The organism is Rhizobium mesoamericanum STM3625 (genome assembly GCF_000312665.1).
Taxonomy (GTDB): Bacteria; Pseudomonadota; Alphaproteobacteria; order Rhizobiales; family Rhizobiaceae; genus Rhizobium; species Rhizobium mesoamericanum.
In genome coordinates this window covers 1,747,191-1,772,302 of the sequence record NZ_HF536772.1, presented here as the reverse complement: position 1 = coordinate 1,772,302, position 25,112 = coordinate 1,747,191, and the positions used below count along the sequence as shown (strand labels likewise).

Here is a 25,112-nt window from a genome sequence, read left to right as displayed (position 1 = left end):
CGGTGACGATGGCCCCGGGGGAAGCAGCGGAAAAGATGACCGGCAAGGAACTGCCCACGCTCCTTGCCAAGGTAAGGAACTGACCGTGGAAATGATGGTTGCCAAGAGAGACCTCGGAACGAATTCTTGGAACTAGGCCTCGCCTTCGCCGGCTTCCAACAAAAGGCTTGCAACTGCTGGCGTTGCCCGTCATGGACAGCGCATGTCAGATCAGAACACGCAACGCCTCGACCAGCTTCTTGTTAGCCTTGGTCTCTTCGCCAGCCGCTCCCGCGCGCGCGATGCCGTGCAGCGCGGCACCGTAAAGGTCGGCGGCAAGGTGGTGACGAAGGCCGGCGCGCTGTTTGGCGAAGACTCCACCATCGAAATCGACGATCCGGCGCAGGACTATGTCTCGCGCGCTGCGTTGAAGCTGGCCGCCGCGCTGGATCATTTCAGGCTCGACCCGTCAGGACAGCACTGTCTCGACGTGGGCGCATCAACCGGCGGCTTCACGGAAGTTTTGCTGGCGCGCGGTGCCGAACACGTCACTGCAATCGACGTCGGACATGGCCAGATGCATCCTCGTATATCGAACGATCCTCGCGTGACCAACATCGAAGGACTGAACGCTCGCAACCTGAGAGCCGAAGACCTCGCGCACGCGGTCACCTTCGTCGTGTCGGACGTCTCCTTCATCTCGCTGAAACTGGCGTTGCCCCCTGCCCTCAATCTTGCGGAAGAGGGAGCCGTCGCAGCTCTTCTCGTCAAACCACAGTTCGAAGCCGGGCGCTCTGCAATCGGCAAAGGCGGGCTTCTCAAGGACCCGTCTTCGGCGCCTGATGTCGCAGCAGAACTCGAGCGTTGGTTCGTCGAGGATATGGGCTGGAACAGCCTTGGTCTCATCCCCTCCCCGATCGCCGGTGGCGACGGGAACCAGGAATTTCTACTCGCAGGAACGAAACCGTGAGCACGCAAACAGTTACGATCGAAAAGCTTGGCGCCCAGGGCGACGGGATCGCGCATGCAGACGGAGGGCCGATCTACGTGCCCTTCACCCTACCGGGTGAAACCGTCGCCATCGCACGCCTCAAAAGCCATGGTACGCTAATGTCCATAGCAACTCCATCGGCGGATCGTCAGGACCCGCCGTGCCGCCATTTCGGCCCCGACGGTGTAAACGGAAGCTGCGGCGGATGCAGCCTGCAGCACATGAACGATGCGACCTACCGCCGCTTCAAGCGGCAGCTCGTCGTCGATGCGTTGAAAACAAAGGGGCTGACGCCTGACGTTGCCGATCTAGTCGCCGCACATCCCGGCGAGCGCCGCCGCGTCGTCTTCGCTGCGCGGCGGACTGAAAAGGACATGCTGATCGGTTTCAATCAAGCTGAAAGCCACCATATCGTCGCTATCGACGAATGTCCCATCTCGTCGGCGGGCATCATGGCCAAGCTGCCGGCGATCAAGGCGATTGGGGCAGCACTTGCCATTGGCGCCGAAGCGTTCCGCATTACCGTATTGGAGACCCTTTCGGGCCTCGATCTGGCGGTCGACGGCATCAAGAAGCTCACCGACCAGCAACGTCGCAAGGCAATCGAGACCGTACTTTCCCTTCGGGGTATCGCCCGCGTCTCGCTCAACGACGAGATCCTCGTCGAACCGTCCAAGCCGATTATCGATTTCGGCGGCGTCAACGTCGTCCCCCCGCCCGGCAGCTTCACACAGGCAACCAAGCCGGCGGAAGATGCAATGGCAGAGTTGGTACTGGCGCATGTCGGCAAGGCAAAACGCATCGCCGATCTTTTCGCCGGCGCCGGCACATTCTCGCTCCGCCTTGCCCGCGTCGGTCGCGTGCATGCGGTGGAGAGCGAGGACAAGCCGCTCTCAGCACTCGATCATGCCGCCCGCAACACGCAGGGGCTGAAGCCTGTCAGTGTTGAGAAACGGGACCTTTTCCGGCGACCGCTGATGACCTCGGAGCTGAAGGTCTACGACGCCGTGGTCTTTGATCCGCCGCGCGCCGGCGCCGAATTTCAGTGCAAGGAACTGGCGCGCTCGAACGTGAAGAAAGTCGTGGCGGTCAGCTGTAATCCCGTGACGCTCGCCCGCGATCTCGCTCTCCTCGTCGAGGGCGGTTATCGGATCACCGGTGTGACGCCGATCGACCAATTCCTGTGGACGCCCCATGTCGAGGTCGTGGCTACGCTGGAAAAATAATAACCGGTCGCCGTGCGCCCAGGGCCAACCGCAACGTGGAGGAAGTCGTGATCTTTGCAACAAGATCGCCGGCTCTGGAAGCTCCCCGTCATCCCTGTCGCGAGCCACCTAATTGGGGACATTCCAGTATCAGTAAAAGGCCCAGCATTTCTAAACTGACCTCGAAGATTTTCCAACTTTCGGGGGCAGTTCATTCTCGGACGCTTTTGTGCTGAGCTTTACGTGCGTCAGGCGGCGCGATTGCTATGGGCGGCAGCCTGGGACGCGGTCTTCAGAGTGAACTGGCGGAGCAACTGCATCAGCTTCGCCGCTTCTTGTGCTAACCCATGGCTCGCTGCAGTCTGTTCCTCAACCATGGCGGCATTCTGCTGCGTGCCCTGGTCCATCGTGTTGACGGCAGTGTTGATCTCGGCAAGTCCGGTCGATTGCTCGCGGGTCGCGGTGACGATCGCATCGACATGACGGCTGATCTCCTGGACCTGGCCGACGATCGCCTCCAACGCCTTTCCGGTGTCGCCAACGAGCGCGACGCCCGACCGGACCTGAGCGTTGGAGGCGCTGATCAGGCTCTCGATTTCCTTTGCGGCCTTGGCCGAACGCTGCGCCAGTTCGCGGACTTCCTGAGCGACGACGGCAAAGCCCTTGCCGGCTTCACCGGCACGTGCAGCCTCAACGCCGGCGTTCAGCGCCAGCAGGTTGGTCTGGAAGGCGATGTCGTCGATCACGCTGATAATATTGGCGATCTTCTGCGACGACTGCTCAATCTCGGTCATCGCGATAACCGCCTTGCGAACGATGTTGCCGGACTCTTCCGCGCCGGAGCGTGTACGGGTGACCAGCGTGCCGGCTTCTTCCGCGCGACGAGCCGTGTCCTTGACGGTCGTCGTGATCTCTTCGAGTGCTGCTGCCGTTTCCTCGATGGAGGCGGCCTGCTGCTCGGTGCGGCGCGCAAGACCGTCCGCGGCCGTACGAATTTCTCCGGCGCCTGCGTCGATCGCATGAGCATTGTCACCGACCTCCTGTAGAACCGCCCGCAGCCTGGCAATGGAAGTATTAAAATCGCTGCGCAGGCGATCGAGATGATCAGCGAAAGGTGTCTCGATCGTCTGCGTAAGATTACCGTCGGAGAGCGCGCCCAGCGCCTTCGCAAGCGCATTGACGGCATGCTGGATTTCCGCGGCTTCGCGAGCTTTCGATGCTTCGTTGCGCGATCGCTCCTGCTGCACCTGTTCGCGGGTGTGCTCGGCGCTGCGTTCGAGGTCGAGGCGTGCGAAGGAGTTGTCGCGGAAGACTGCAACGGCGGCCGCCATGTCGCCGATCTCATCCTTGCGCCCCGCATAGGGAACGGCGGCATCGAGCTCGCCGTCTGCCAGACGGGCCATGCGTGTGGCGATTTTCGAGATCGGCTGTGAAATACGCTTCCAGGCGAGAAAAGCGGCAGCGACTGCGACGGCCAGCGCGACAGCGAGGCCACCGACGATTGACAGGACGCCTGCGCTGTAGTTGCCGGCCGCGGCGGCGAGCGCCGCATCGGTCGACTGCCGGTCCTTTGCCAGCATTCCGTCAACGAGGGTCTGAATGTTGTTGGCGGACATCGAGAGTTCGCCACGATAGAGAATGTTTGCCTGGCTGCGCTTATTATCAAGCGCAAGGGCAATGATCTTGTCGGCAAGCGCGGCATCATTGGCGAGCGCCTTCCGCAGCCTATCAAAATTCTGGCTCATGTAGTCGCTCTTCGGCTGCTTTTCGAACACGTCGATCGCCGTGGCTAAACGCTGGCGGCGGGCCTTTAGCGTCGTTTCTGCATTGCGGAAGTCCGTTTTGCCCGTGGCAAGGAGGTAGTCGGCGTAGCTGCGACGAACGTCGTTCAGCGTCGTGACGATCGCATGAAGCCGCTCGCTGTTCGGAATGTTCTGCGCACCAATCTGCCGGGTATTGGCTTGCAGATTGGTCAGCGAGAACGCCGCGATCGCACCCTGTACCAAGGCGATGAAAACAAGAGACAGGAAGAGTAGTGGAAGGAGCGTTTTTATCTTTATTTTGGACATGGGGGCGGTCTCGCGCGGCCAAAGTGACAAGGCCCAACCGATCTGGATCGATCGCTTGCGTGTCACTCGCCTTGGTGATGGACGATATCGGTCCTGCGTCATGCATTGGATCTCACTAGAGACGAAGATCCGTAAAATTTGATTAAAAGTAATATTAATGCGAGCGCGTTCGCCGCGTAGCTGAGCCGCTGGCCTCATGCAAACAGAAATGCCCGCGACAAGCGGGCATCCGATTAGGTCCTGACGTTCAAACTTTCCGGCGTTAACGGCGCATGAAAGCTTCGAACGCGGCCCTCGCTTCAGTACTGTGGAGACGCTCGAAGAAATGCCGTGCCTCATCATCGATGCGGGCAATGATCTCCTCGCGGTCGCCGCGGATCAGGTTACGAGCTATCTTGAGCGCTTCCGGCGGCTTGGCTGCAAGCTTGGCGGCGGTTGCGAGCGTCGTGGCTTCGACCGCATCGGGTGCTGATACCTTCCAGACAAGTCCCGCGTCGCGTGCTTCCTCGCCGGAGAACCCCTCGCCAAGAGCCAGAAGCGCGAAGGCGCGCTGATGCCCCATGATACGCGGCGCAAGGAGGCTGGACGCAGCTTCCGGAACGAGGGCGAGATCAACGAACGGGGTGCGGAAGTGGCTGCGCGCTGAGGCGATCGTCAGATCGCAATGCATGTGCATTGTGGTTCCGATACCGATTGCCAGCCCGTCGACACCGGAGACGATCGGCTTTTCGGAACGGACCATGGCATAGAGAAATTCGACGATCTCTCGGGGCATCGCGCCGCCCATCGCAGCAGCAAGGAAATCACCGAGGTCATTGCCGGCCGAAAAACAGCCTTCGGTGCCGAGAATGGCCGTCGCCTTAATCGTCGCATCGGCATTGGCGGCAACCAATGCGTCTGTGATTTTCCGATACATCGCGCGGGTGATGGCGTTCTTCTTTTCCGGCCTGTTGAGCCGGATGATCTGGATGCTGGGGTGAGGGGCATTCTGCTCGACGATAACCTGCTCTGTCATGGTGGTTCCTTAGGCAAGAATGGCTTTTGCGGCCGCTAAGCTTGCCGCACCATTGATGACGCGGTCTTTCAGCGCCGTTACTTCCGAAAGAAGGTTTTCTGCAGCAAAGCGGCAAAGCGCGATGCGCCCTTCGGCGCCACCATCTAGCGCCTGAGCGAACCCGCCCTTCGCCAGGTAGCAACCGGTCAGAACAAGGCCGAACATCCGTTGATATGGCGTCGCGCCGGCCAGCGCCTCTGCGACCTTGCCCTCGCGAACCTGCGCCAGCAGCCAATCGGTCGCTTCACCAAGGTCCGTTATGGCGGCATCGAGTCGGTTCGCCGTCGCGCTGAAGCCGTCCAGGTTGGTATGGCGAACCTCATCGGCGATCTGCTTCAATTCGGCGAGGAAGGCGTGCACCTGCTCTCCGTTCGAGAGCGTCAATTTGCGGGTGACGAGATCGATTGCCTGAATGCCGTTCGTTCCCTCGTAAATCGGCGCAATGCGCGCATCGCGCAGGTAGCGCGCCGCCCCCGTTTCCTCGATGAAGCCCATGCCGCCATGGACCTGAATGCCGAGCGAGGCAACGTCGACGCCGACATCGGTGGAAAAGGACTTGGCGATCGGAGTCAGCAAGGCAGCGCGCTCCTGCCAATGCTGTTTGCGGTCCGAAGCACGATGCGACATGTCGATGGCATGGGCGCAGGCGTAGGAAATCGCGCGCGCGCCCTGAGTCAGCGCCTTCATCGTTAGAAGCGTCCGAATAACATCGGGATGTTCGATGATCGGGCTCATGCCGCCGCCCGTCCAGCCCGGTGCCCTCCCCTGAGTACGCTCTTTCGCATAGGCGGTGGCCTTCTGCGTTGCCGCTTCGGCAACGGCCACGCCCTGCATGCCGACGGCAAGGCGAGCGTTGTTCATCATCGTGAACATGCAGGCGAGGCCCTTGTTCTCTTCGCCGACAAGCCAGCCGATGGCGCCCTTCTCGGAGCCGAACCTACCGTCGCCATAGATCATCGTGCAGGTTGGCGAGCCGTGGATGCCGAGCTTGTGCTCCAGCGAATGCGCAAAGAGATCGTTGCGAGCGCCGAGTGATCCGTCGGGATTGACGAGAAACTTCGGCACGAGAAACAGGGAGATGCCGCGCGTTCCGGCCGGCGCATCCGGAAGACGGGCGAGAACCAGGTGAACGATGTTATCAGCGGCGTCGTGCTCGCCCCAGGTGATAAAGATCTTCTGGCCGAAGATGCGGTAGCTGCCGTCATCCCGGCGTTCCGCCCGCGTCTTGAGCACACCGAGGTCGGAGCCGGCATGCGGCTCGGTCAGGTTCATCGTACCTGTCCATTCACCGGAGACAAGCTTCGAGAGGTAGGTATTCTTGAGGTCGCCGGAGCCGTGACTGTTGATCGCTTCGATCGCTCCCATGGTCAACGTCGGGCAGAGCGCGAACGCCATCGATCCGGAGTTCCACATTTCGAGCGCCGCTACGTTCAGCATGTGCGGCAGCCCCTGACCGCCGAACCCCTCCGGCGCCGTCAGGCCGTTCCAGCCGCCAGCGATCCATTTCTGATACAGGTCCCGCCAACCATCCGGCGTCACCACCTTACCATCAACGAGGCGCGAACCCTGACGGTCGCCAGTCTCGGCAAGCGGTGCCACTTCATCCGTGGCGAATCGTCCCGCTTCATGAAGGATGGCATCGACGAGATCTTCGCCGAGATCGCCCAACAAGCCTGCCTCTATTGCACTCCCCAAGCCGGCAACATGCTTCAGGGTGAACGCAATCTCCTCGACGGGCGCCTTGTACATCAGTGATCTCCTCGTATTGCAGACCGTCGAGCGGCAACGCCCTCCGGCACCTCCAGGCGCAGAGCTAATTGATTTTTACGTAAACGTCAATTTCAAACTTTCCGAGACACAATGCACGGGATAGTAATGCATGCCCTGCATTATTGCGCACTTGCACAAACAACCGTCATAGAAAATCTCTATGGACACTGACCGCGATCGCAAAGAGGACCGGCGTACCAATGGATACTTTGCCCGCCAATATTCCCGGACTCGTGTGGGCATACCGCTTTCCGCCAGAGGGCGGCAAGGCAATACGCCTCCCAAACAGCGCGCCACAGGCCGAGCTGACCAATGGCGGCGGCTTTTACTGGCTGCATCTCAACCTTGCCGATGCCCGCGTTCCCGGTCTGCTCGACAGCATTGAGGGCTTGAACGACGATGCCAAGGCAGCCTTGATCACCCGCGACACGCATGCCGCGATGACTGTCGACGAACAGATGCTCTACGGCACACTTGTCGATTGCCAGCGGGAGTTCGATCACGAGACCGCCGATCTCGGCTGGCTGCACTTTGCGATATCGGATCGCTTCATCATCACGACGCGGCTGCAGCCACTCCGCAGCATCGAACGTGCTCGCGCACTTCTGGAAAAGAACCCGGCAAAATTCGAACGGCCCGTCGACCTATTCGAGATCCTGGTGATCGAGTTCCAGCGAACCCTGATCTCCATCGTCATGGAAATGACGGATGAGCTCAACGTTATCGAGGACTTCGTCTACGACAACTCGCCACGCGACGAGCGTCGGCGGTTGGCGCCGGTCCGACGCACGGTCGTCAGATTGCACCGGCACCTGAGAACCGTGTTGGCCCTGATGCGTCGCGCCGCCGCCTCGCATGATGACGAAATGCCCTTCGGCTTCGATGATGTTGCCGCACGACTGACGAGCCGCCTCGAAACCGTCGATCACGATATCTATGCACTACAGGATCGAGCGCGTTTGCTGCATGAAGAGATCGATTCGAAACTGTCTTCTGAGACGAACCGCCATCTCTACATACTGTCGATCATGACGGCGTTCCTGCTGCCGCCAACCCTGGTGACGGGTTTCTTCGGCATGAACACCACCAACCTACCTTTTGCCGAAGGCAGCGGTGGCACGGAATACGCCGTGGCCCTCATCATTGCGTCTATCCTGCTAGCATGGTGGCTACTGAAACGCGTTCGCATTCTTTGAATGTAGAAGACCCGGCGTTGCTGCCGGGCCCTGAAATGCGAGCCTGTGTCATTCAATAGTACGGTGAAACGCACGGCTGACGTGGGCCATTGTATGGCTGGAAGGGATTGTCATAGATCCGATAGGAACGATGGCGTCGCGCTTGGCACCACGCCACGTGGCCCGATGCCCGCGTGGGCACCGGCGCAGGAGCGACATAGGTCGGCTGCGAGGCGATCGCACTCCCGATCACCGAACCGGCACCAAAGGCAGCAAGCGGGAACCAGTATCCGTTGTAGTAGCGGCAACCGCTTCGATAATAGGAATAACCGCGATAGCCACCATACCAGCCAGGCGGTAGGCTTGGCGATAACGTGGATAGTAACCGGCGCGATAACCGGGACAGTAGCCCGGCCGGTATCCGGAACGACAACAAGGGCCACGGCAGTACTGTACGTTCAGGATGTCGCCAGATTGTTCTACCTTCGGCGACACAGGCATCTGCTCCGCCTGCGAGGGCATATAGCCAATTGCGAGCGCGACGAAAGAAACGGCAGCGATCGCTATCTTCTTAAAAAAATCAGTTATGGCCTCTCCACGTCCAGGTTGGAATTCGCGCACGATAAGGCCTAAGACTGTGAAAACGTTCCGATGACCCGTTTTCATATGGTTGGCGCGACTTTCTGTTCTTAAGTGATCGCGAATTAACTGGACTTTAACCGCCTTTCACCACGCTCATTCCATGAGGCAATCCTGGAGAAATCTTCTGCTTCGTGTAGTGGTTCCGGCGCTTGCCATGGGAGCGCCGGTTCAGGCCGCGGCCAACGACATCCTTCCCTGGAAGAACCCCAACAATGCGCTCATCATCGATGCGTACGAACTGAACACGATCGATTGGGATTCCCTACTCTCAGACAAACGAATCGCCGCCTTTATTTCGAAAGCTTCCGACGGACTCCCGGAGAGCTACTCTTGCACCGGCGACCATGCAGGAGACACGGTCGCGCATTGCAAGACCATGTGGCGGAAGTATGCGGTGAGCCGCGAGCTCTTTCAGACGCGCCGACTCGTGGCGCGAGCGGCGGGACTCCTATGGGGCTCCTATCACCTCGCACGCCCCGGCAATCCTGTCGACCAGGCCAACCATTTCCTTGAATACGCCGACCCCAAGAACGACGAGATGATGATCCTCGATCTCGAGGGGATCGATCCCGAAAAATTCATGTCGTTGGAGGACGCGCAAATATTCGTGGGCCATATCAGGGCGAGAACCGGACGTTACCCGGTTCTTTATACCAATCATAACACCGCCCGATACATCGCCGCCTACCGCAAGGACTATCCTGTGCTGGCACGACTGCCGATCTGGTATGCGCGGTACAAGCCCGACGTGAAGGGCGTATTCCCGATGGGAAACTGGGACAACTACCTAATGTGGCAGTTCTCGTCCGGCGCGAACTGCAGCAAGCGCCACTGCCCGTACCGGGTGCCCGGCACCCTGACCGATATCGATGTCAATGTCGCACCCATGAGCCGAGCGGAACTGGTAAGGGTATGGGCTCGGGGCACCCTTCTGCCGGCCCGCGAACCCGACCCGCCGCTCATTCTCGCCAAGATCGAGATGGAACCGCACGCAAGGCCGGGGACCGTGAATACCGCCGCCATTGCCACGGACGCTATCGTTACCTCCTCGATCCCGCAGAGTGCAGTGGTCCGTACCCGTCGGGACTTCTGAGGCGCTTTCCTCAAAAAAGATCGGATGATAGAGGCCCGCAGCGGCCTCCCTGCACTGAAGTAGCGGGATATCGGTCGCCGTCCCGTTCAGGGGACGAGTGGGCAGGTACTCCCGAGGCGGGGCTGGACGTCAGCTCAGGCTGGCAGTTTCGGAAAAAAGATGGAGGTGACTCTCCATCCGACCCGATCATGAAGCGGTCGCGCGCCGACTTCGAAGAGAAGCTAGACCCCTGGCGGGCACCCATCATCTCCCGGGGCTCAAAAAACCGTTATTCGTCAACCATCAAGACAACAACCGACGCCGCACCTTGCAGCCTCGGAGAGAATGTTCCTTGCTTGACAAACCCAACCCAAAAAAGAGAAGACCCCGCCTCTCTAGGAGACGAGGTCACTCGGGAGACAACTTTCTCAGGTCAAGCGACGACGGAAAGCTTCGCCTGGTCACCCTGCAGGCGATTGACCATGAAGTTTGAGTACCATTCGAGGAACTGCATGACACCGCCCTCGTGCAGCATCGAATAGGGGCCGGGCTCGTAGGCCGGCGAATGGATGCCGAACGCGTTCTCCTCGACGATGCGACGGTCCTGATCGTTGGTTTCGGTCCACACGTGCGTGAGTTCGGCGAGGTCGTAATCGACGCCCTCGACTGCATCCTTGTGGACAAGCCACTTCGTCGTGACTGCCGTTTCATTGGCGCTCAGCGGCAGCACGCGGAAGGAAATCGCATGATCGCCAAGAATGTGGTTCCACGTCGTCGGGTAATGGAACAAGAGCATGGTACCGATGCGATCGATCGTCACGTCTTCCGAGAGAGGTCGCTGGACAGCGCGCTTGCCGGACATGGTGTAGCTCTCTGCATCCTCAATCAATGGCATGCGAGCCGTTCGGAACTGACCATCGGGCGATATCTGGAATTTGCTTGGCAGTCCGGCCGCCTCGCAGCGCGCCCAATGGCCTGATATTTCTGGATCGTCGGCGCCACCATCGGTACCGGTGACGCTCGGCGCTTCCGGGTAGGTGCGGCAAAGCTCGGGATGGTTGGCCGCGCAGTGATAGCACTCGCGGTTGTTTTCCCAGACGAGCTTCCAGTTGCCCTTTTCAATGATGGTGCTCTGGAAGGCGACCTTCGCCTCGCTCAGGTGATGGGGCAGCATATAGGGAGCCGCCATGTCGCGCACCGGCTGGAAATCCGGCGCGTTCTGGGCAAGACAGATAAAGATGTAGCCGCCGAAGCTCTCGCAATGAACCGGCTTCAGGCCATAGCCGCTCTTATCAAAGTCGTCCCCCATATGACGAGCGAAAGCGAGCTTGCCATCGAGATCGTAGGCCCACTGATGGTAGGGGCAGACTAGGCGTACCGAGGTGCCGTGCTCCTTCGTGCAAACGCGCGAGCCGCGATGGCGACAGCTGTTGTGGAAGGCGCGGATGACGTTGTCGCGACCGCGAACGATCACAACGGGGTAATCACCGATCTGAACGGTGAAATAAGCGCCAGGCTTCGGCAGCTCGCAGTCATGACCCATGAAAAGCCAGTCGCGATAATAGATCATTTCCATATCGAGCTTGAAGTAATCCTCGTCGATATAGAATGGCTGCTCGAGACTGAAGCCTTCCTGGCGGGTCTTGAGTTGCCGCAATACGTTGCTGCGAATATCCATTTGCATATCCTCGTATGGTGGGGCCGCCGATCGAAGTCGAGAGCCGCCGGAAGCTTCGCTCCCTCTCCGTCAGGAGACTTTCTTGATAGGCATTTAAACACCGCCGGCGCGCGGCGTTTGGTTGTAAAGCGACATCGGCTTCGAAAATGACGACAGCCGGCAAAGGAGCACGGAATAAGACGTGTCATTCCGCCTCAACCATCCCCCTTCCTGGCAATCAAGGTCGATTGCGGCATGCGCGCAACCTCTTCACGCCTGGGGAATTCAGGGCGTCGCTGCCAGCGGTATCGCAATTGCGACATGACCACATTGACCGGCTCCTGCCAACCTACGACGGAGGCTGCGGTTAACACACCATTAAGCATGATTGCCTATCCTTGCCATATTAGACACGCATGCGGATACGCACCATGGCGAAGCTTCGCTATTTCGACGCCAGTACCAGCCTCAACGCCCGCAACGCGGCGCCGGTGGCTTCGCATTCGGAATTCCTGCGTACCGGAAAGATCACACGGACAACCCGGGCGCACTGGCTCGCAGAGGAACGGCGCTATCTCACGCATGACGAAGTCGCCGAGAGGACCGGTCGCAAACTCGAGAATGCGGGCGCCAAGACGCACCAGCATATCAATGGCTTCCACCGCTCGATCCAGTTTCCCAAGATGCTGTTCCATCGCACGCTGCAAGACAGCCCGCATCTCGGCTATTGCCATGTGACGGCGTCCCGGACGAAATTCGCCCGTTACGAGGAAGTCAGCTGGGCCTTCTACATCGCGAATTTCTATGCCGACATCGGCGATAACGACAATTTCTTCCACAAAATCGATGTGAAGTACTCGCGCATGTACTTCGCCGTCGCCATCAAGCCCGGCGAGCATACACCGGAGAAGATGACGATCGACCGCTCGGTCCGGGGCAATGGGGTGCTCTTCCGCACCGACGATCCGCAAATTGCCATCAAGAACGTGCTGCTGCTCGGCGCGCGCAACGAGCAGCTGCGCGAGATCATTCGTCAACTCTGATAGCGATCATTCCTCAACTCTGATTTGCGTCGTCAATCCGCTCTGATATTGATCCAATCGCCGGGAAGGCATAAGGACTGCCGGACAGCAATCCGGGCAGCGCATGGCACGATCAATCGACATCACGAAGGACAGGCAGCAGGCTGTTGAAGCCGGTTGCACAGTGCTTGGCGAAGGCTTCCCGATCGCGATCCCGACGGAAACCGTCTACGGGCTCGCCGCCGATGCGACCAACCCGATTGCGATCACTCACATTTACGAGACAAAGGGCCGCCCCCGGTTCAATCCGCTGATCTGCCATATGGCCGATCTCCCCATGGCTGAGAAGCACGCGGAGTTCGACCCCATTTCGCGCGCGCTGGCCGAAGCCTTTTGGCCCGGCCCGCTGACACTCGTGCTGCCGCTGAAGCAGGGGAGTACCATTCACTCGCTGGCGACGGCAGGTCTCGACACAGTCGGTATCCGCGTTCCGCAGGGTTTTGCGGGCGAACTGATTCGCGCCTTCGGGCGGCCGCTTGCGGCACCCAGCGCCAACACGTCAGGCAAGATCAGCGCGACCAGCGCCGACCATGTCGATGCTGATCTTGGCGAGCGCATCAGACTGATCCTCGATGCCGGTGCAAGCACCGTCGGAGTCGAGTCCACGATCGTGAAGGTGGAGGACGGCAAGCTGAAGCTCCTACGGCCAGGTGGCTTGCCGGCAACTGAGATTGAGCGCGTGGCGGGGCAAAAGCTTCTAAGATCGAAGAAGGCTTCCGCAGCTATCGAGGCGCCGGGGATGTTGGCGTCTCACTACGCGCCCGGTGCAGCCGTCCGGCTGGACGCTACGTATGTCGGTGCCGACGAGGCGTTGATTGCCTTTGGCAAGACCGCAATCACCGGTACTGATGACGCCAGGATCGTCCTCAATCTCAGCCACGACGGGGACCTTGCGGAAGCAGCGGCGAACCTCTTCGACTATATGAAGAGAGCCGATGCCAGCGGTGCCAAGACGATCGCCTTTTCAACCATTCCCGACGAGGGCCTTGGCGAGGCAATCAACGATCGGCTCCGCCGCGCCGCAGCTCCACGCGAGTAAGCAAGAAGGACCATGTTTCGATGAGCAGCCTTGCCCCTGAACTTCTCGACCGTTTCGCCGCTATCGTCGGCGAGAAGCATGCGCTTTCGAGCGAAGCGGATCTCGCGCCCCATCTGGTCGAAAACCGCGGCCTTTACCACGGCTCCTCGCCTCTCCTCCTGAAGCCCGGGTCGGTCGAAGAAGTGTCGGCGATCCTGAAGCTCGCGACCGAGACCGGGACAGCAGTCGTGCCGCAAACAGGCAATACCGGTCTCGTAGGAGGCCAGACACCACGGGAGGGCAAGTCCGACATTCTCATTTCGCTCGAACGCATGAACAAGGTGCGCGACGTCGATCCGGTCGCCAATGTCTTGGTTGCCGACGGCGGCGCGATTCTCCTGGATGTGCAGAAGGCAGCAGAGGCGCATGGCAGGCTGTTCCCGTTATCGCTTGGCTCCGAAGGTTCTTGCCGGATCGGCGGCAATCTCTCGACGAACGCCGGCGGTACCGCCGTGCTTGCCTATGGCAACATGCGCCAGCTCTGCCTCGGTCTCGAAGTGGTGCTGCCGACCGGCGAAATCTGGAATGGCCTGCGTCGCCTGAAGAAGGACAATTCGGGATATGACCTGCGCGACCTGTTCATCGGCGCAGAAGGCACGCTCGGCATCATCACCGGCGCGGTGCTGAAGCTCTTTCCGCAGCCGCTTGGAAAGCAGGTCGCGTTCGCGGGCCTCGGCTCGGTCGAGGATGCGCTTGCGTTCTTCAATCTGGCGTCCAGCCGTTGCGGTACCTCGCTGACCGGCTTCGAGCTCATGCCGCGCTTCGGCGTCGAGATTACCGCTCGCAATATCGAGGGCGTACGCGATCCTCTGGAATCGGCACATCCCTGGTACGTCCTGGTCGATATTTCCACATCCGACTCAGCCGAAACCGCGGAGCGGATGATGACGGCCCTGCTCGAACAAGGCTTCGAAGCCGGGTTGGTTCAGGACGCGGCGATCGCCTCCTCGGTCGCGCAGCAGACGGCGCTCTGGCACATGCGCGAGAGCATGTCGGACGCTCAAAAGCCGGAAGGCGGATCGATCAAGCACGACGTTTCGGTGCCGGTTTCGGCGATCCCGGCTTTCATCCACGAAGCCGGCGAAGCCGTCATGGGCGCCATGCCCGGCGCCCGCATCTGCGCATTCGGCCACATGGGCGACGGCAATATTCACTACAACATTTCCCAGCCGGTCGGCGCCGACAAGCAGGCCTTTTTGGCGCGCTGGCGAGAGATGAACCAGATCGTCCATGGCTTCGTGCTGGCGCATGGCGGATCGATCTCCGCCGAGCATGGGATCGGTCAGCTGAAGCGCGATGAATTGGCCTCGATCCGTCCGGCGATCGAAATTGACCTGATGCGCAGGATCAAGCAGGCCTTCGACCCGGGCGGCATCATGAACCCTGGCAAAGTCATCAGCGTCGACTAGAAATATTCGAGATCGTCAGCTCGACTTGCCGCCAGTCAAAATCGTCATTGCGGGCGAGCTGCTGGTGTTGTTCTTCAGATCGTACATGGCAGTAAACCGCTTCAACAACTTGTCGACCTTCTTTGAATCCTGGAGATCGTCGAGATTGACGAACTTCTTCAAGAGATCGACCTGCTTGTTGACGTCCATGCTCGATATGCCGCTCGGCAGGCTGAACGTTGTCGTAATCACCTGGAACAAGGCCTTGTCGCCGAGGATGCTGTAGAGAGAGGTAATGTCAGGCGCCTTACGGGAAAAATAGAGGGCAAGACGAACCCCATCATTGCTTTCGCCCTGTTGTGTTTCGAGCGTTTGCTGAAGATAGTTCTGCTTGGTGCGGTCTTCCGCGCCGGTATTCTGGATGGCCCCGATCTTGGCGCGCGTCAGCTCGCCCTTGCTATCGAAGTTGAAGTCGGCGACGATTTCCTTGAACTTTGCGTCTGCCTTGGTGTTCAAGTAGCTCTTCGAATCGGACGGGTCCGACGTGAAGATCTTCTTAAGGGTTGCCTTGTCGTATTTCTTGGGATCGAGACCGTTCGCTTTCAGCACGAAGCTGGTCAGCTTGTCGTTCTTCAGAAAGTCGTCAAGTGACTTCACCTCGGCCATGCCCTTGGCGAAATCCTTGACGGCGGTCGTCGCATCCTTTGCGGCCTTGTCCTTGAGAGACCCGTCTGCCATGCCCATCGTTGCGCGTGACTTATACTCCGTTGCGTATTTGGCCATGACGGCGGCCGGCAGGGCCTGTAGCTCCGACGTGATCTTGCCGTCACTCCCAAAATTGAAGGCCCGGACGAGATTGGTAATGCGGTCATCCTTGAACGAGGCGACGTAGCCGTTCGGATCGTAGGGGTCGCTCTTCAACAACTTTCGCATCGTCGATCGCGGCACGTCCTGTTCCGTGAGCCCATAGGCGCGCAGCGCCATCTGATAGGGATCAGGCAGATCGTCGTTCTTCTTGTTCAGATCTGCCGCAGCATTGGAACGGAGGAAATCGTCCACCTTCTTGATGTTGTCGTCGCTCATCCGATCCTTGTAATTGGCGACGGCCTTGTCGATTTCATCTTTTTGAACGTCATCATAGCGTGCATTGTAGTTCTGGGTGGTTAACAGCAATTGCTCGCTGCTTTGCGGGCCAGAGGCCGCTGTTGCCGATCCATCGGAGGCGAAGCTGAACGCCGCATTGACATTGCTGAAGCCCTGGGTGGAGGCAAAGCTCGGATCGGTCAAAATGCTCTTGAGAGCCGCATCACTGATATCGGCGGGTATCTGATAGGCCGCCTTGATAAGGCTCGTCAGCTTTGGATCCGCGATCAGTTGATCGACGTTGGAGATAGACCCGATCTTGTTTTGAAAATAGTCAAGATTTGCCCTTGCGGCGGAGCTCGTCGATCGAGCCTCGGCAGTGCTCTGCGCACCGGCGCCGGAGACTGTCCCGTCGGCGAGGAAATTGAAGGCCGCATGAACATTGTCGTAGCCAAGCGCCGCAGCATAGGTCGAATCCGTGAGCACACTCTTCAAATCGGCGTCGCTCAGGGTTTGCGGGAGGGCGTAGGCGTTCTTGATGTAGCGCGTCAGCTTTGGGTCGGCGATCAGATCGTCGACATTGGTAACCGTTACGATCTTGGACTGATAGTAGCTCGACGCCGCGGACGCCATGCCGGCCATCGCGCCCATCTGCTCGGACGTTTGTGCGGTGTACGAGGCGGCGGCGGAATCGATCGTTCCGTCCGAATTAAAGTTGAACGCGCTGTGGGCGTCGCCATAGCCCAATGTATTCGCGTAGTTGGCGTCGGTAAGCACCAGCTTCAGGGCGGCATTGCTGAGGTCACCCATGCTGAAAGCTGTTCTGACATAAGACGCCAGCCTGCTGTCGCCTACAAGGTCGCTGACATTCGTGATCGTTCCGATCTTGGACAGGTAGTAAGCCTTGTTATAGTCGGCTGCCGCTTGCGTCACTGTCGACGGGACTGTCAGGTTGTACTGTTCCATGACGGTGCTTTTCTGCGCGGCCGTTTGGGCCGCGCCGTTCACCGTGCCATCCGCATTGAAACTGAACTGTGCAGCGAGTGCTCTGTACTTGTCGTTGCCGTTGACGTTCACGAAGCTGTTCGGGTCGTTGACGTCGCTCGTCAGGACCTGCGTCAGGAAATCCTTCGACACGTAGGTCGGATCAATGCCGTAGGCTTTCAGCACATAGGCCCGGGCACGGCTATTCCCAACCAGATCCGAGACGTTTTGCACTGTATCGATGGCTTTGCTGTAATAGCTCGTCTCACTGGCCGCCGTCTTATTCTCGTCCGCAAAGGATTGAGTGTAGAGACCAATCAGATCGTCTTCCTGTGCATCGCTCTGGGCGTCCGCAGCGGGGGAATTGAAATTGAACGCCGCAGCGAACTCCTTGTAGCGGGTATCGGTGAGCTTGTTGGCGAAGCTGTTCGGGTCTGTCAGATCGCTTTCCAACACCTTCTTCATGAACGCCTTGGCATATGTCATGTCGTCCAGGCCATAGGACGTCATAGCATAGCTGTAGAGCCGATAGTTTCCGAGGAAATCATCTACATCTTTGACTTTGTTGATATTGTCCTTGTAATACTCAGCATCGCGCTTGACCGTTGCTTGGGAGGCAACTCGATCCAGGCTCTGCTTCATATTGCCCGTCAGCATGTTATAGGCCATCGAAGCAGAGATCATAATGCGCCCTTTTCCGGCAAAATCTTCAAAGTACGACAGATTGGTTTTGGGTCATTTTGCTATAAAAAGCTTACCCGAGACTTACCCGTGCCGCGTTGCAATATGGCACACCACCCGTTCACCCTCCGGAAACCTTGCCGGCTTCGGTTTTGATAACCATCCAGGGAGGCAAAGTTTTCTTAACCGCGATTTTTAAGCTGTCTCGAACAGGCGGCGCCTATTGTCGAGCCATAGAGGGCGAAAAGCCCCGAGGAGAAGACCGGAAACCGGCTCTCAGGTAAGACAAGGGTAGAATGAACATGAACAACACCGTTATGAAGCCCGTATGGGCTGGAACGACACTGCGTCTCGATCCGTCTCGCTTTCCCCAGCAGGTCAGCTACGCCATCCATGACTCCACAAGTGACGTCAGCATAACGATCGACGAACGTGGCGCCATCCTGCGCAAGGTTCTTCCCTCAAGCGGGCTGCCGCTTTCGATCGCACTTCCCAAACGCGCCTTCAAGGGCGTTGCCGCCCGCGCCATCGACCATGGCGACGGCGAAGTCACCGTGACGCTCGAACTTCACCACGAAGACCCCGAGCTCTGCGTACCGCTGCTGGTCGCTCACGACCTGGCGGATATTGCCGCCGACTGGCGCAGCTGGTCGGAAGCCTTCCGCATTCCGATGCTGATGGTCGAGGCCGATGGCGTTGCACGTGCGCTGGAAGAGCATCTCGGCGACCTGCGTACCAGCGCATTGAAGCCACGGCGCCGCCATTCCTACTTCGCCAATCGCCGCCCGCGCTTCCTCGTGCGCCGCACGACCGGCAAGCTCGGCGTCGCCATGAAGATCGAGGGCAAGGAAATCATCGCTCGCAGCTGAGTGTCCGACCAGTCAGGAACAAAACCCGGCCACCGTGCCGGGTTTTTCGTTTTTGTCTCCCGTATCTGATCTGGGCTCTAAGGCAAGATGACGAGCAGCGACAAGAAAAGGCCGAGGAAGATAATCAGGCCGACGCGATTGTTCGACTTGAACAGGGCCAGGCATTGATGGCCGTCGTTGATATCCAGCGTTACGATTTGCCACGCAAACATACCGGCAGCAACGAGCAGGCCGAGATAGGCGAACAAGCCGACCCCGGCGACCACGAAGGCGCAGAAGGCAAGCACGAGCGTCAGGCCATAGAGGCCTACGAGCCACTGTTTCGTCTTGTCGCCGAAAAGCCGCGCGGTGGAACGAACACCGATCAGCTCGTCGTCTTCCTTATCCTGATGGGCGTAGATAGTGTCGTAACCGATCGTCCAGACTACAGAGGCGACGTAGAGGAGAACCGGGGCAAGCGAAAGGCTGCCGAAGATCGCCGCCCACCCCATCAACGCGCCCCAGGAGAAGGCGAGGCCGAGGAAGAATTGTGGCCAATCCGTGAAGCGCTTGGCAAAAGGATAAAGCGCCACTATGGCAAGTGAAACGATACCGAGGATGACCGAGAACCAGTTCAGCTGCAGAACGACCAGCAGCCCAACCAGCGCCTGCAGGGCGATGAACACCTTGGCCTGCGTTCGCGTCACCCGACCGGATGGCAACGGCCGCGAGCGAGTGCGCGCAACTTCCATGTCAATCCTGTGGTCGACGAGATCGTTATAAGTGCACCCTGCCCCGCGCATCGCGACAGAACCAATGAAATAGAGCACAAGATGGAACATCAACTGGGTGCCGGAGAACCGCCCGAGAGGGACGGCCGCATTGGCGGCCATCGCCGCCGACCAGAAGCAGGGCCACATCAGTAGCTGCCAGCCGATCGGCCGATCCCAGCGCGCAAGCTGCGCATAAGGCCAGAGCCAGTGAGGCAGGATCCGGTAAACCCAGTTGTTCGAAGGCGCGTCCGCAACGCGCCCGTTTATTCCACCGATCTGTTGCATGCCGCCATCTAGCGATCGGGCAAGGCGCGGGTCAAGCCGTCATGCAGCCGCAGCATCAAACTCCGGAGCACCTTGCTCGCTGGAAATGTAGTCGCAGGCAAGGACAATCGCAGCATAGCTCACGCCGAGCGCCTGAAGAAATGCGGCGGCAGCCGAGATCGCGAACATGACGATATTTGGTTTTCCATCGACCAAGAGCAATGGCGAGGCCTCGAACTGAGACGCAACCACGACGAGCAGCATCGACAAAATCGCAGGTAGAACCATCCCCGCAACGAGCCGGCCAGACGTTGGGAAAAATCGAACTGCGCCACGCCGGAGAGCATCCACAAGGGAGGTCCCGCGGCCGGTGATGCTCGAGGTCGGCCAAGTTCCCAAAAGTGACAGTACCAGTGCATAGGCGACCAACAGAGCGAAAGCCAAGATCAACACGCTCGGAGACACACCCAACTCCGAGGGCAAAAACATGAATAGGGGCAGCGATATGACGAGCGCTGCGATGAGAAGGGCCAGCGTCTTGAGAAAGTAAGGAAATGTTCGTGCGAAGCCCGCGCGCCTTCCGACCTCGGCAAACGGGGCGTCGTAAATAACCGCCCCTTGAACACACATCGAGACATAGCTCCACACAAAGCTCGTTGCTCCACTGGAGGTCGTTTTGCCCGAGAGTTCGTCGAATAGGGAAAGGGCGATAGTACCCACGACGACAACCACATACATGGACCGGTTTTTGCCGATAATGCTGAAAGTCTCGCGTAGCATCCCGCCCTCCGGCCGTGCGTCTTGCCACGCACTCAATCTGAGTCGGAGCCACTCGTCAAAGTCGCAGTTTAAATTCCATTCCACCGTCGGATGACTGGCTCTGTCACATCGTGCTCGTAGCCGAGAACGCTGATGCTCGTCGTGTCCAAGATGAAGCGCGCGCCGTCCGTCGGTGGCAGGCCGAGCCAGCGGGCACCCAGGACGCGCAGAAAATGAGAGCTGGAGAAGATCAGGATCGGGGCATTTGCCTGCCGAAGCTCCGATATGATCCGATCTGCCCGTGCACCGACATCGACTGCCATCTCACCGTTCGGACAGCCATCACGAAATAGCTGCCAGCCAGGTCGACTCGCATGTATTTCCTTGGAGGTGATGCCTTCATAGGCGCCGTAGTCCCATTCGGCCAGGGCGTCCTTGATCACCGCGCCGGCACCGAAGCCGGAGAGTTCACAGGTGTTGCGGGCGCGCTGCGACGGGCTAGACCATATGGCGTCGAAACTCTTGCCCGCGAGACGCGGACCGACGCGGCGCGCCGCCGCCTCACCGTTTTCGGTCAAAGGAATGTCGCTGCGGCCGGTGTGCCGGCCGGACAGGCTCCACTCGGTTTCGCCGTGGCGCACGAGATAAATCTCGGGAAATTCATTGCTCATGTGTCGACCCCTCTCGATAAGGAAGGCACGGTTTCTGCCGCACCTTCCCGGCTGATCAGAGTATAACCTTTTCGAGCGGCGCGCGCGTCGCCTCGAACTCTTTCAGCTTCGTCTCCGCCGCAGCAATGTAGTTGCGATTATCAGGCGTCGAATACTGGTTCTTCGAAATCTGGATCTGCATGATGAAGAGTTCGTCCCAGCGGAACCCCATTTCCGAGCCGGCCAGATAGAATTCCCACATGCGGAAGAAGCGTTCGTCATAGAGCGCGACAGCCGCGGCTTTGTTCGCCACAAAACGCTCGCGCCAGTGACGGAGCGTATAGGCATAATGCAGCGGCAGGACTTCGACATCCCGGATCAACAAACCGGCCCTCTCAATCGGCGGCAACGTTTCGCCGATAGAGGGAATGTAGCCTTGGGGGAAGATGTACTTCTCGATGAAGGCGTTGGTCGCAAAACTTGGTTTCGGTCGAGCGATTGAATGCAGGACCATGACGCCGTCATCAGCCAGGAGTTCGTGCACCTTCTTGAAGAACTTGTCGAAATTGCCAATGCCAACATGCTCGAACATGCCGACCGATACAATACGATCGAACTTCTGACCGGTCATCGTCCGGTAATCCTGCAGCTCGAAGCGGACGCGATCGGTCAAACCGCGCATTTTTGAACGCTGCCGCGAGATTTTCAGCTGCTCCTCACTGAGCGTGATGCCCGTTAGATCGAGGCCGGGGGTCGCTTCAGCTAGGTACATCCCCATGCCACCCCAGCCGGAGCCGATTTCAAGAACGCGCTGGTTCGGCTGCAAAAGCAGCTTCGCAGCGATGTGCCGCTTCTTGGCGACCTGCGCCTCCTCCAGACTAATGCCCGGTGGGTTGTAATAGGCACAGGAGTATTGCCAGTCTTCGTCGAGGAACAGCTCGAACAGACGTTCCGACAGGTCGTAGTGGTGAGCGACGTTGCGCTTGTTGCGATTGACCGGAAGGCGGCTTTTCAGCTGCTGAAGGGCAATGCGACCGATCAGAAGGGCGGCCATCGGGATATCGAAGATCTCGTTGGTGGTGTTTTGTTTCACCATCGCCAGAAAATCGTAGATGTTGCCCTGTTCGAGAATGAACCGGCCGTCCATGTACATTTCGCCGAGTTTGAGGGTCGGGTCGCGGCGGATCAGTCTTTCCGCTTCCTCGTCGGCAACGCGGACGGCAACCAGTTCACCGCTGCCGTCTCCAACCATATGCGTTTCGCCATTGGCGAGAGTGAGTTTCAAATTACCCGTACGGACGATTTTTTTGACAATCGATAAGAAAGCCGACGCCATAAGTTAGGCCTCGCAATGTGACAGGATCGTCCGATCAACTTAGTATCTCTCATCCGCCTTACAAGCGCCATAATTCGCACCCCGGCGACATGGCCGCCGAAGTGTGACATTTTTGCAAATCGCGACTGCTAAGCTCTTATTTTCGCTTCATGGCCTCGGCCAATGCTGCTCCAAAAGCACCTTGGCTCTCCGGTTTTAAAGGACCTTTGCTGGGGTCTTTTTGGCCGCGCACCGGCTGGTTTCCGCGCGACTCGCCACGCGGCGCCGAAGGCTGCGAACCGTCGTCCTTTCGCATCGACAGACCGATGCGTTTGCGCCTGGCATCGACCTCCACAACGCGAACCTTGACGACGTCACCTGCTTTCACAACTTCATGAGGATCTTTGACGAAGCGATCGGCGAGCTGGGAAACATGAACCAATCCGTCCTGATGGACGCCTATGTCGACAAAAGCCCCAAAGGCAGCAACATTCGTGACCGTGCCCTCCAGCATCATGCCTGGCTTGAGATCCGAGATTTCATGAACGCCCTCGGCGAAGGTCGCAGTCTTGAAGCTGGGGCGCGGGTCGCGGCCGGGCTTTTCCAACTCGGCTAGAATGTCCTTCACCGTCGGCAAGCCGAATTTTTCATCGATGAACTGACGCGGATCGACGGCCTTCAACGCCGCGCTGTCACCCATCAGCGAACGCAGGTCGCGACCACAGGCGGCGACAATCTTCTTGGCGACACCATAGGCTTCGGGGTGAACCGAGGAAGCGTCGAGCGGCTCCTTTCCATCGCGAATGCGCAGGAAGCCGGCGCATTGCTCGAAGGTCCGCTGGCCGAGGCGGGCAACCTTCAACAAATCGCGGCGGGTTTCAAAGCGGCCTTCGCTGTCACGATGCTTGACGATCGCATCGGCGATCGAGGCGCCCAGGCCGGAGACGCGCGAGAGCAGCGGCGCCGAGGCGGTGTTGAGATCGACACCTACTGCATTCACCGCGTCTTCGACGACCGCGTCGAGCGAGCGCGAAAGCTTCTGCTGATCGACATCGTGCTGATACTGCCCGACGCCGATCGATTTCGGCTCGATCTTCACGAGCTCTGCTAGCGGATCCTGCAGGCGGCGCGCGATGGAAACGGCACCGCGAAGAGAGACGTCAAGATTGGGGAACTCGAGGGCGGCGGTCTCCGAGGCGGAATAGACCGACGCCCCGGCTTCCGAGACGATCACCTTAGTCGGCTTCGGCGCGGGCAATTCGGCGAGCATGTCGGCGACGAGCTTTTCGGTCTCGCGGCTGCCGGTGCCGTTGCCGATCGAGATCAGTTCGACATTGTGCTTGCGGATCAGCGATGCAAGCTCGACCTGCGCGCCGCGCACGTCGTTTCGCGGCTGGAAGGGATAGACGGTAGAGGTCGCAACCAACTTGCCGGTCGCATCGGTGATCGCGACCTTGACGCCAGTGCGGATGCCCGGGTCAAGCCCCATCGTCGGTCGTGAACCGGCCGGCGCTGCAAGCAACAGATCCTTGAGGTTACGGGCGAACACATGGATCGCCTCCTCTTCGGCGCGTTCTCGAAGCTCGCGCATCAGGTCGAGCGACAACGACACGGAGAGCTTGACACGCCAGGTCCAGCTTGCGACCTCCATCAGCCAACGGTCGCCGGGACGGCTCGCGCCGATCTCATAGGCGGCGGCGATCATGCGCTCGACCGGCTTGTTCGGAGAGGCGGTCTCGGCATCGGCCTCGATGGTCAATGTCAGCACTTCTTCATTCCAGCCACGCAGCATAGCCAGCGCGCGATGGCCGGGCGCGGTTGCCCAGCGCTCGGAATGATCGAAATAGTCGGAGAACTTCTCGCCCGCTGCCTGCTTGCCGTCGACCACCTTGGCCTTCAGCAGAGCTGCGCTGCGCATATGGGCGCGCAGCTTGCCGAGGAGGTCGGCATTTTCCGAGATGCCTTCAGCCACGATATCGCGTGCACCTTCAAGCGCCGTCTTCACGTCGGGCACATCGACGGTGATGTAACTTTCCGCCAAGGTCGCCGGCTCCTTCGAGCGATCCGCGAGGATGGTCTCTGCCAGCGGCCCAAGACCACGTTCGCGAGCGATCTCAGCGCGGGTGCGACGCTTCGGCTTGTAGGGGAGATAAAGATCTTCGAGCTCGGCCTTAGTCTCGGCCTTGGAAATTTTCACCATCAGCTCGTCCGTCATCTTGCCCTGGCCGGTGATGGACTCGACGATCGTATTCCGGCGCGCTTCGAGTTCGCGCAGATAGACCAGCCGTTCGGCCAGTGTGCGCAGCTGCCCATCGTCCAGACCGCCTGTCACTTCCTTGCGGTAGCGGGCGATGAAGGGCACGGTCGCCCCCTCGTCCAGCAGCTCGATCGCCGCCTTTGCTTGGTCGGGTCGGGCGTTTATTTCGGAGGAGATGACAGCGGCGAGCGAGCGGAGGTCAGCGGCCATGAGAATTCCTGCGTTTCACAAAAGTTGCGGGACCATAGCGACGAAAAACGACAAGGCAATGCCCGATGACCCAATCCACAGCAACATAGCACGGCTGGGAGCCGTTTTTTGCGGTTGTGCAGATGC

Annotated in this window: 18 protein-coding genes and 1 pseudogene; 8 read left to right on the top strand and 11 right to left on the bottom strand. The window is 59.3% G+C overall.

The window, feature by feature from the left end; translation table 11 throughout:
* Positions 1–202: 202 nt before the first annotated feature.
* Positions 203–949: a TlyA family RNA methyltransferase gene (locus BN77_RS08565; RefSeq protein ID WP_007530571.1), complete on the top strand. Its 747-nt coding sequence runs from the start codon at positions 203–205 to the stop codon at positions 947–949.
* Entirely contained in the window at positions 946–2,196 is a 1,251-nt protein-coding gene (locus BN77_RS08560; RefSeq protein WP_007530569.1) for a class I SAM-dependent RNA methyltransferase, read from the top strand. Before BN77_RS08565 ends, BN77_RS08560 begins: the two co-directional genes overlap by 4 nt.
* Positions 2,197–2,423: 227 nt before the next feature.
* On the opposite strand, the gene BN77_RS08555 is transcribed toward BN77_RS08560, so the two are convergent.
* The 3 genes from BN77_RS08555 to BN77_RS08545 all read right to left on the bottom strand — a co-directional run bounded on the left by BN77_RS08555 (position 2,424) and on the right by BN77_RS08545 (position 7,047).
* Complete coding sequence (locus tag BN77_RS08555) at positions 2,424–4,244, bottom strand: HAMP domain-containing methyl-accepting chemotaxis protein (RefSeq protein ID WP_040677655.1); 1,821 nt, start codon at positions 4,242–4,244, stop codon at positions 2,424–2,426.
* A 262-nt stretch (positions 4,245–4,506) separates the two neighbouring features.
* A complete protein-coding gene (locus tag BN77_RS08550; RefSeq protein ID WP_007530564.1) occupies positions 4,507–5,259 on the bottom strand; it encodes a crotonase/enoyl-CoA hydratase family protein in 753 nt (250 codons plus the stop codon).
* Between the two features lie 9 nt (positions 5,260–5,268).
* Positions 5,269–7,047, bottom strand: coding sequence for an acyl-CoA dehydrogenase family protein (locus BN77_RS08545; RefSeq protein ID WP_007530562.1), 1,779 nt, complete (start codon positions 7,045–7,047; stop codon positions 5,269–5,271).
* Between the two features lie 221 nt (positions 7,048–7,268).
* Between BN77_RS08545 and BN77_RS08540 the strand changes: the two genes are divergently transcribed.
* Positions 7,269–8,264 carry a transporter gene (locus tag BN77_RS08540; protein ID WP_007530560.1) on the top strand — a complete coding sequence of 332 codons (996 nt, stop codon included), beginning with the start codon at positions 7,269–7,271 and terminating at the stop codon, positions 8,262–8,264.
* Positions 8,265–8,316: 52 nt separating this feature from the next.
* Here the strand turns inward: BN77_RS08540 and BN77_RS31975 are convergent.
* Positions 8,317–8,831: pseudogene (locus BN77_RS31975) on the bottom strand (BA14K family protein).
* 208 nt (positions 8,832–9,039) lie between these two features.
* Here BN77_RS31975 and BN77_RS08535 point away from each other — a divergent pair.
* A complete protein-coding gene (locus BN77_RS08535) occupies positions 9,040–9,978 on the top strand; it encodes a glycoside hydrolase family 25 protein (RefSeq protein ID WP_007530558.1) in 939 nt (312 codons plus the stop codon).
* A gap of 412 nt (positions 9,979–10,390) precedes the next feature.
* Here BN77_RS08535 and BN77_RS08530 read toward each other — a convergent pair whose 3' ends face one another.
* Positions 10,391–11,635 (bottom strand): aromatic ring-hydroxylating oxygenase subunit alpha, encoded by a 1,245-nt coding sequence (locus BN77_RS08530; protein WP_007530556.1) that lies wholly within the window; start codon positions 11,633–11,635, stop codon positions 10,391–10,393.
* Between the two features lie 410 nt (positions 11,636–12,045).
* Between BN77_RS08530 and BN77_RS08525 the strand changes: the two genes are divergently transcribed.
* The 3 genes from BN77_RS08525 to BN77_RS08515 all read left to right on the top strand — a co-directional run bounded on the left by BN77_RS08525 (position 12,046) and on the right by BN77_RS08515 (position 15,183).
* Positions 12,046–12,657 (top strand): DUF6656 family protein, encoded by a 612-nt coding sequence (locus tag BN77_RS08525; RefSeq protein WP_007530553.1) that lies wholly within the window; start codon positions 12,046–12,048, stop codon positions 12,655–12,657.
* Positions 12,658–12,760: 103 nt separating this feature from the next.
* Positions 12,761–13,735, top strand: a complete 975-nt coding sequence (locus tag BN77_RS08520) for an L-threonylcarbamoyladenylate synthase (protein ID WP_007530551.1) — start codon at positions 12,761–12,763, stop codon at positions 13,733–13,735.
* Positions 13,736–13,755: 20 nt separating this feature from the next.
* Positions 13,756–15,183, top strand: a complete 1,428-nt coding sequence (locus BN77_RS08515; protein ID WP_007530548.1) for an FAD-binding oxidoreductase — start codon at positions 13,756–13,758, stop codon at positions 15,181–15,183.
* Positions 15,184–15,198: 15 nt separating this feature from the next.
* Here BN77_RS08515 and BN77_RS08510 read toward each other — a convergent pair whose 3' ends face one another.
* Positions 15,199–17,913, bottom strand: coding sequence for a DUF1217 domain-containing protein (locus BN77_RS08510; RefSeq protein ID WP_007530546.1), 2,715 nt, complete (start codon positions 17,911–17,913; stop codon positions 15,199–15,201).
* Positions 17,914–18,212: 299 nt separating this feature from the next.
* Here BN77_RS08510 and BN77_RS08505 point away from each other — a divergent pair, with 299 nt between their 5' ends.
* Positions 18,213–18,779 (top strand): DUF6101 family protein, encoded by a 567-nt coding sequence (locus BN77_RS08505; protein ID WP_007530543.1) that lies wholly within the window; start codon positions 18,213–18,215, stop codon positions 18,777–18,779.
* 77 nt (positions 18,780–18,856) lie between these two features.
* Here BN77_RS08505 and ubiA read toward each other — a convergent pair whose 3' ends face one another.
* The 5 genes from ubiA to BN77_RS08480 all read right to left on the bottom strand — a co-directional run bounded on the left by ubiA (position 18,857) and on the right by BN77_RS08480 (position 24,986).
* Complete coding sequence (gene ubiA, locus BN77_RS08500) at positions 18,857–19,816, bottom strand: 4-hydroxybenzoate octaprenyltransferase (RefSeq protein ID WP_007530541.1); 960 nt, start codon at positions 19,814–19,816, stop codon at positions 18,857–18,859.
* A 39-nt stretch (positions 19,817–19,855) separates the two neighbouring features.
* On the bottom strand, positions 19,856–20,575 hold the full coding sequence (locus BN77_RS08495) for a hypothetical protein (RefSeq protein WP_007530539.1): 720 nt from the start codon (positions 20,573–20,575) through the stop codon (positions 19,856–19,858).
* A gap of 68 nt (positions 20,576–20,643) precedes the next feature.
* Positions 20,644–21,225 carry a histidine phosphatase family protein gene (locus BN77_RS08490; RefSeq protein WP_007530537.1) on the bottom strand — a complete coding sequence of 194 codons (582 nt, stop codon included), beginning with the start codon at positions 21,223–21,225 and terminating at the stop codon, positions 20,644–20,646.
* A gap of 55 nt (positions 21,226–21,280) precedes the next feature.
* Entirely contained in the window at positions 21,281–22,540 is a 1,260-nt protein-coding gene (locus BN77_RS08485; RefSeq protein ID WP_040676921.1) for a cyclopropane fatty acid synthase, read from the bottom strand.
* A gap of 136 nt (positions 22,541–22,676) precedes the next feature.
* Positions 22,677–24,986, bottom strand: coding sequence for a Tex family protein (locus tag BN77_RS08480; protein WP_007530533.1), 2,310 nt, complete (start codon positions 24,984–24,986; stop codon positions 22,677–22,679).
* Positions 24,987–25,112: the final 126 nt, after the last annotated feature.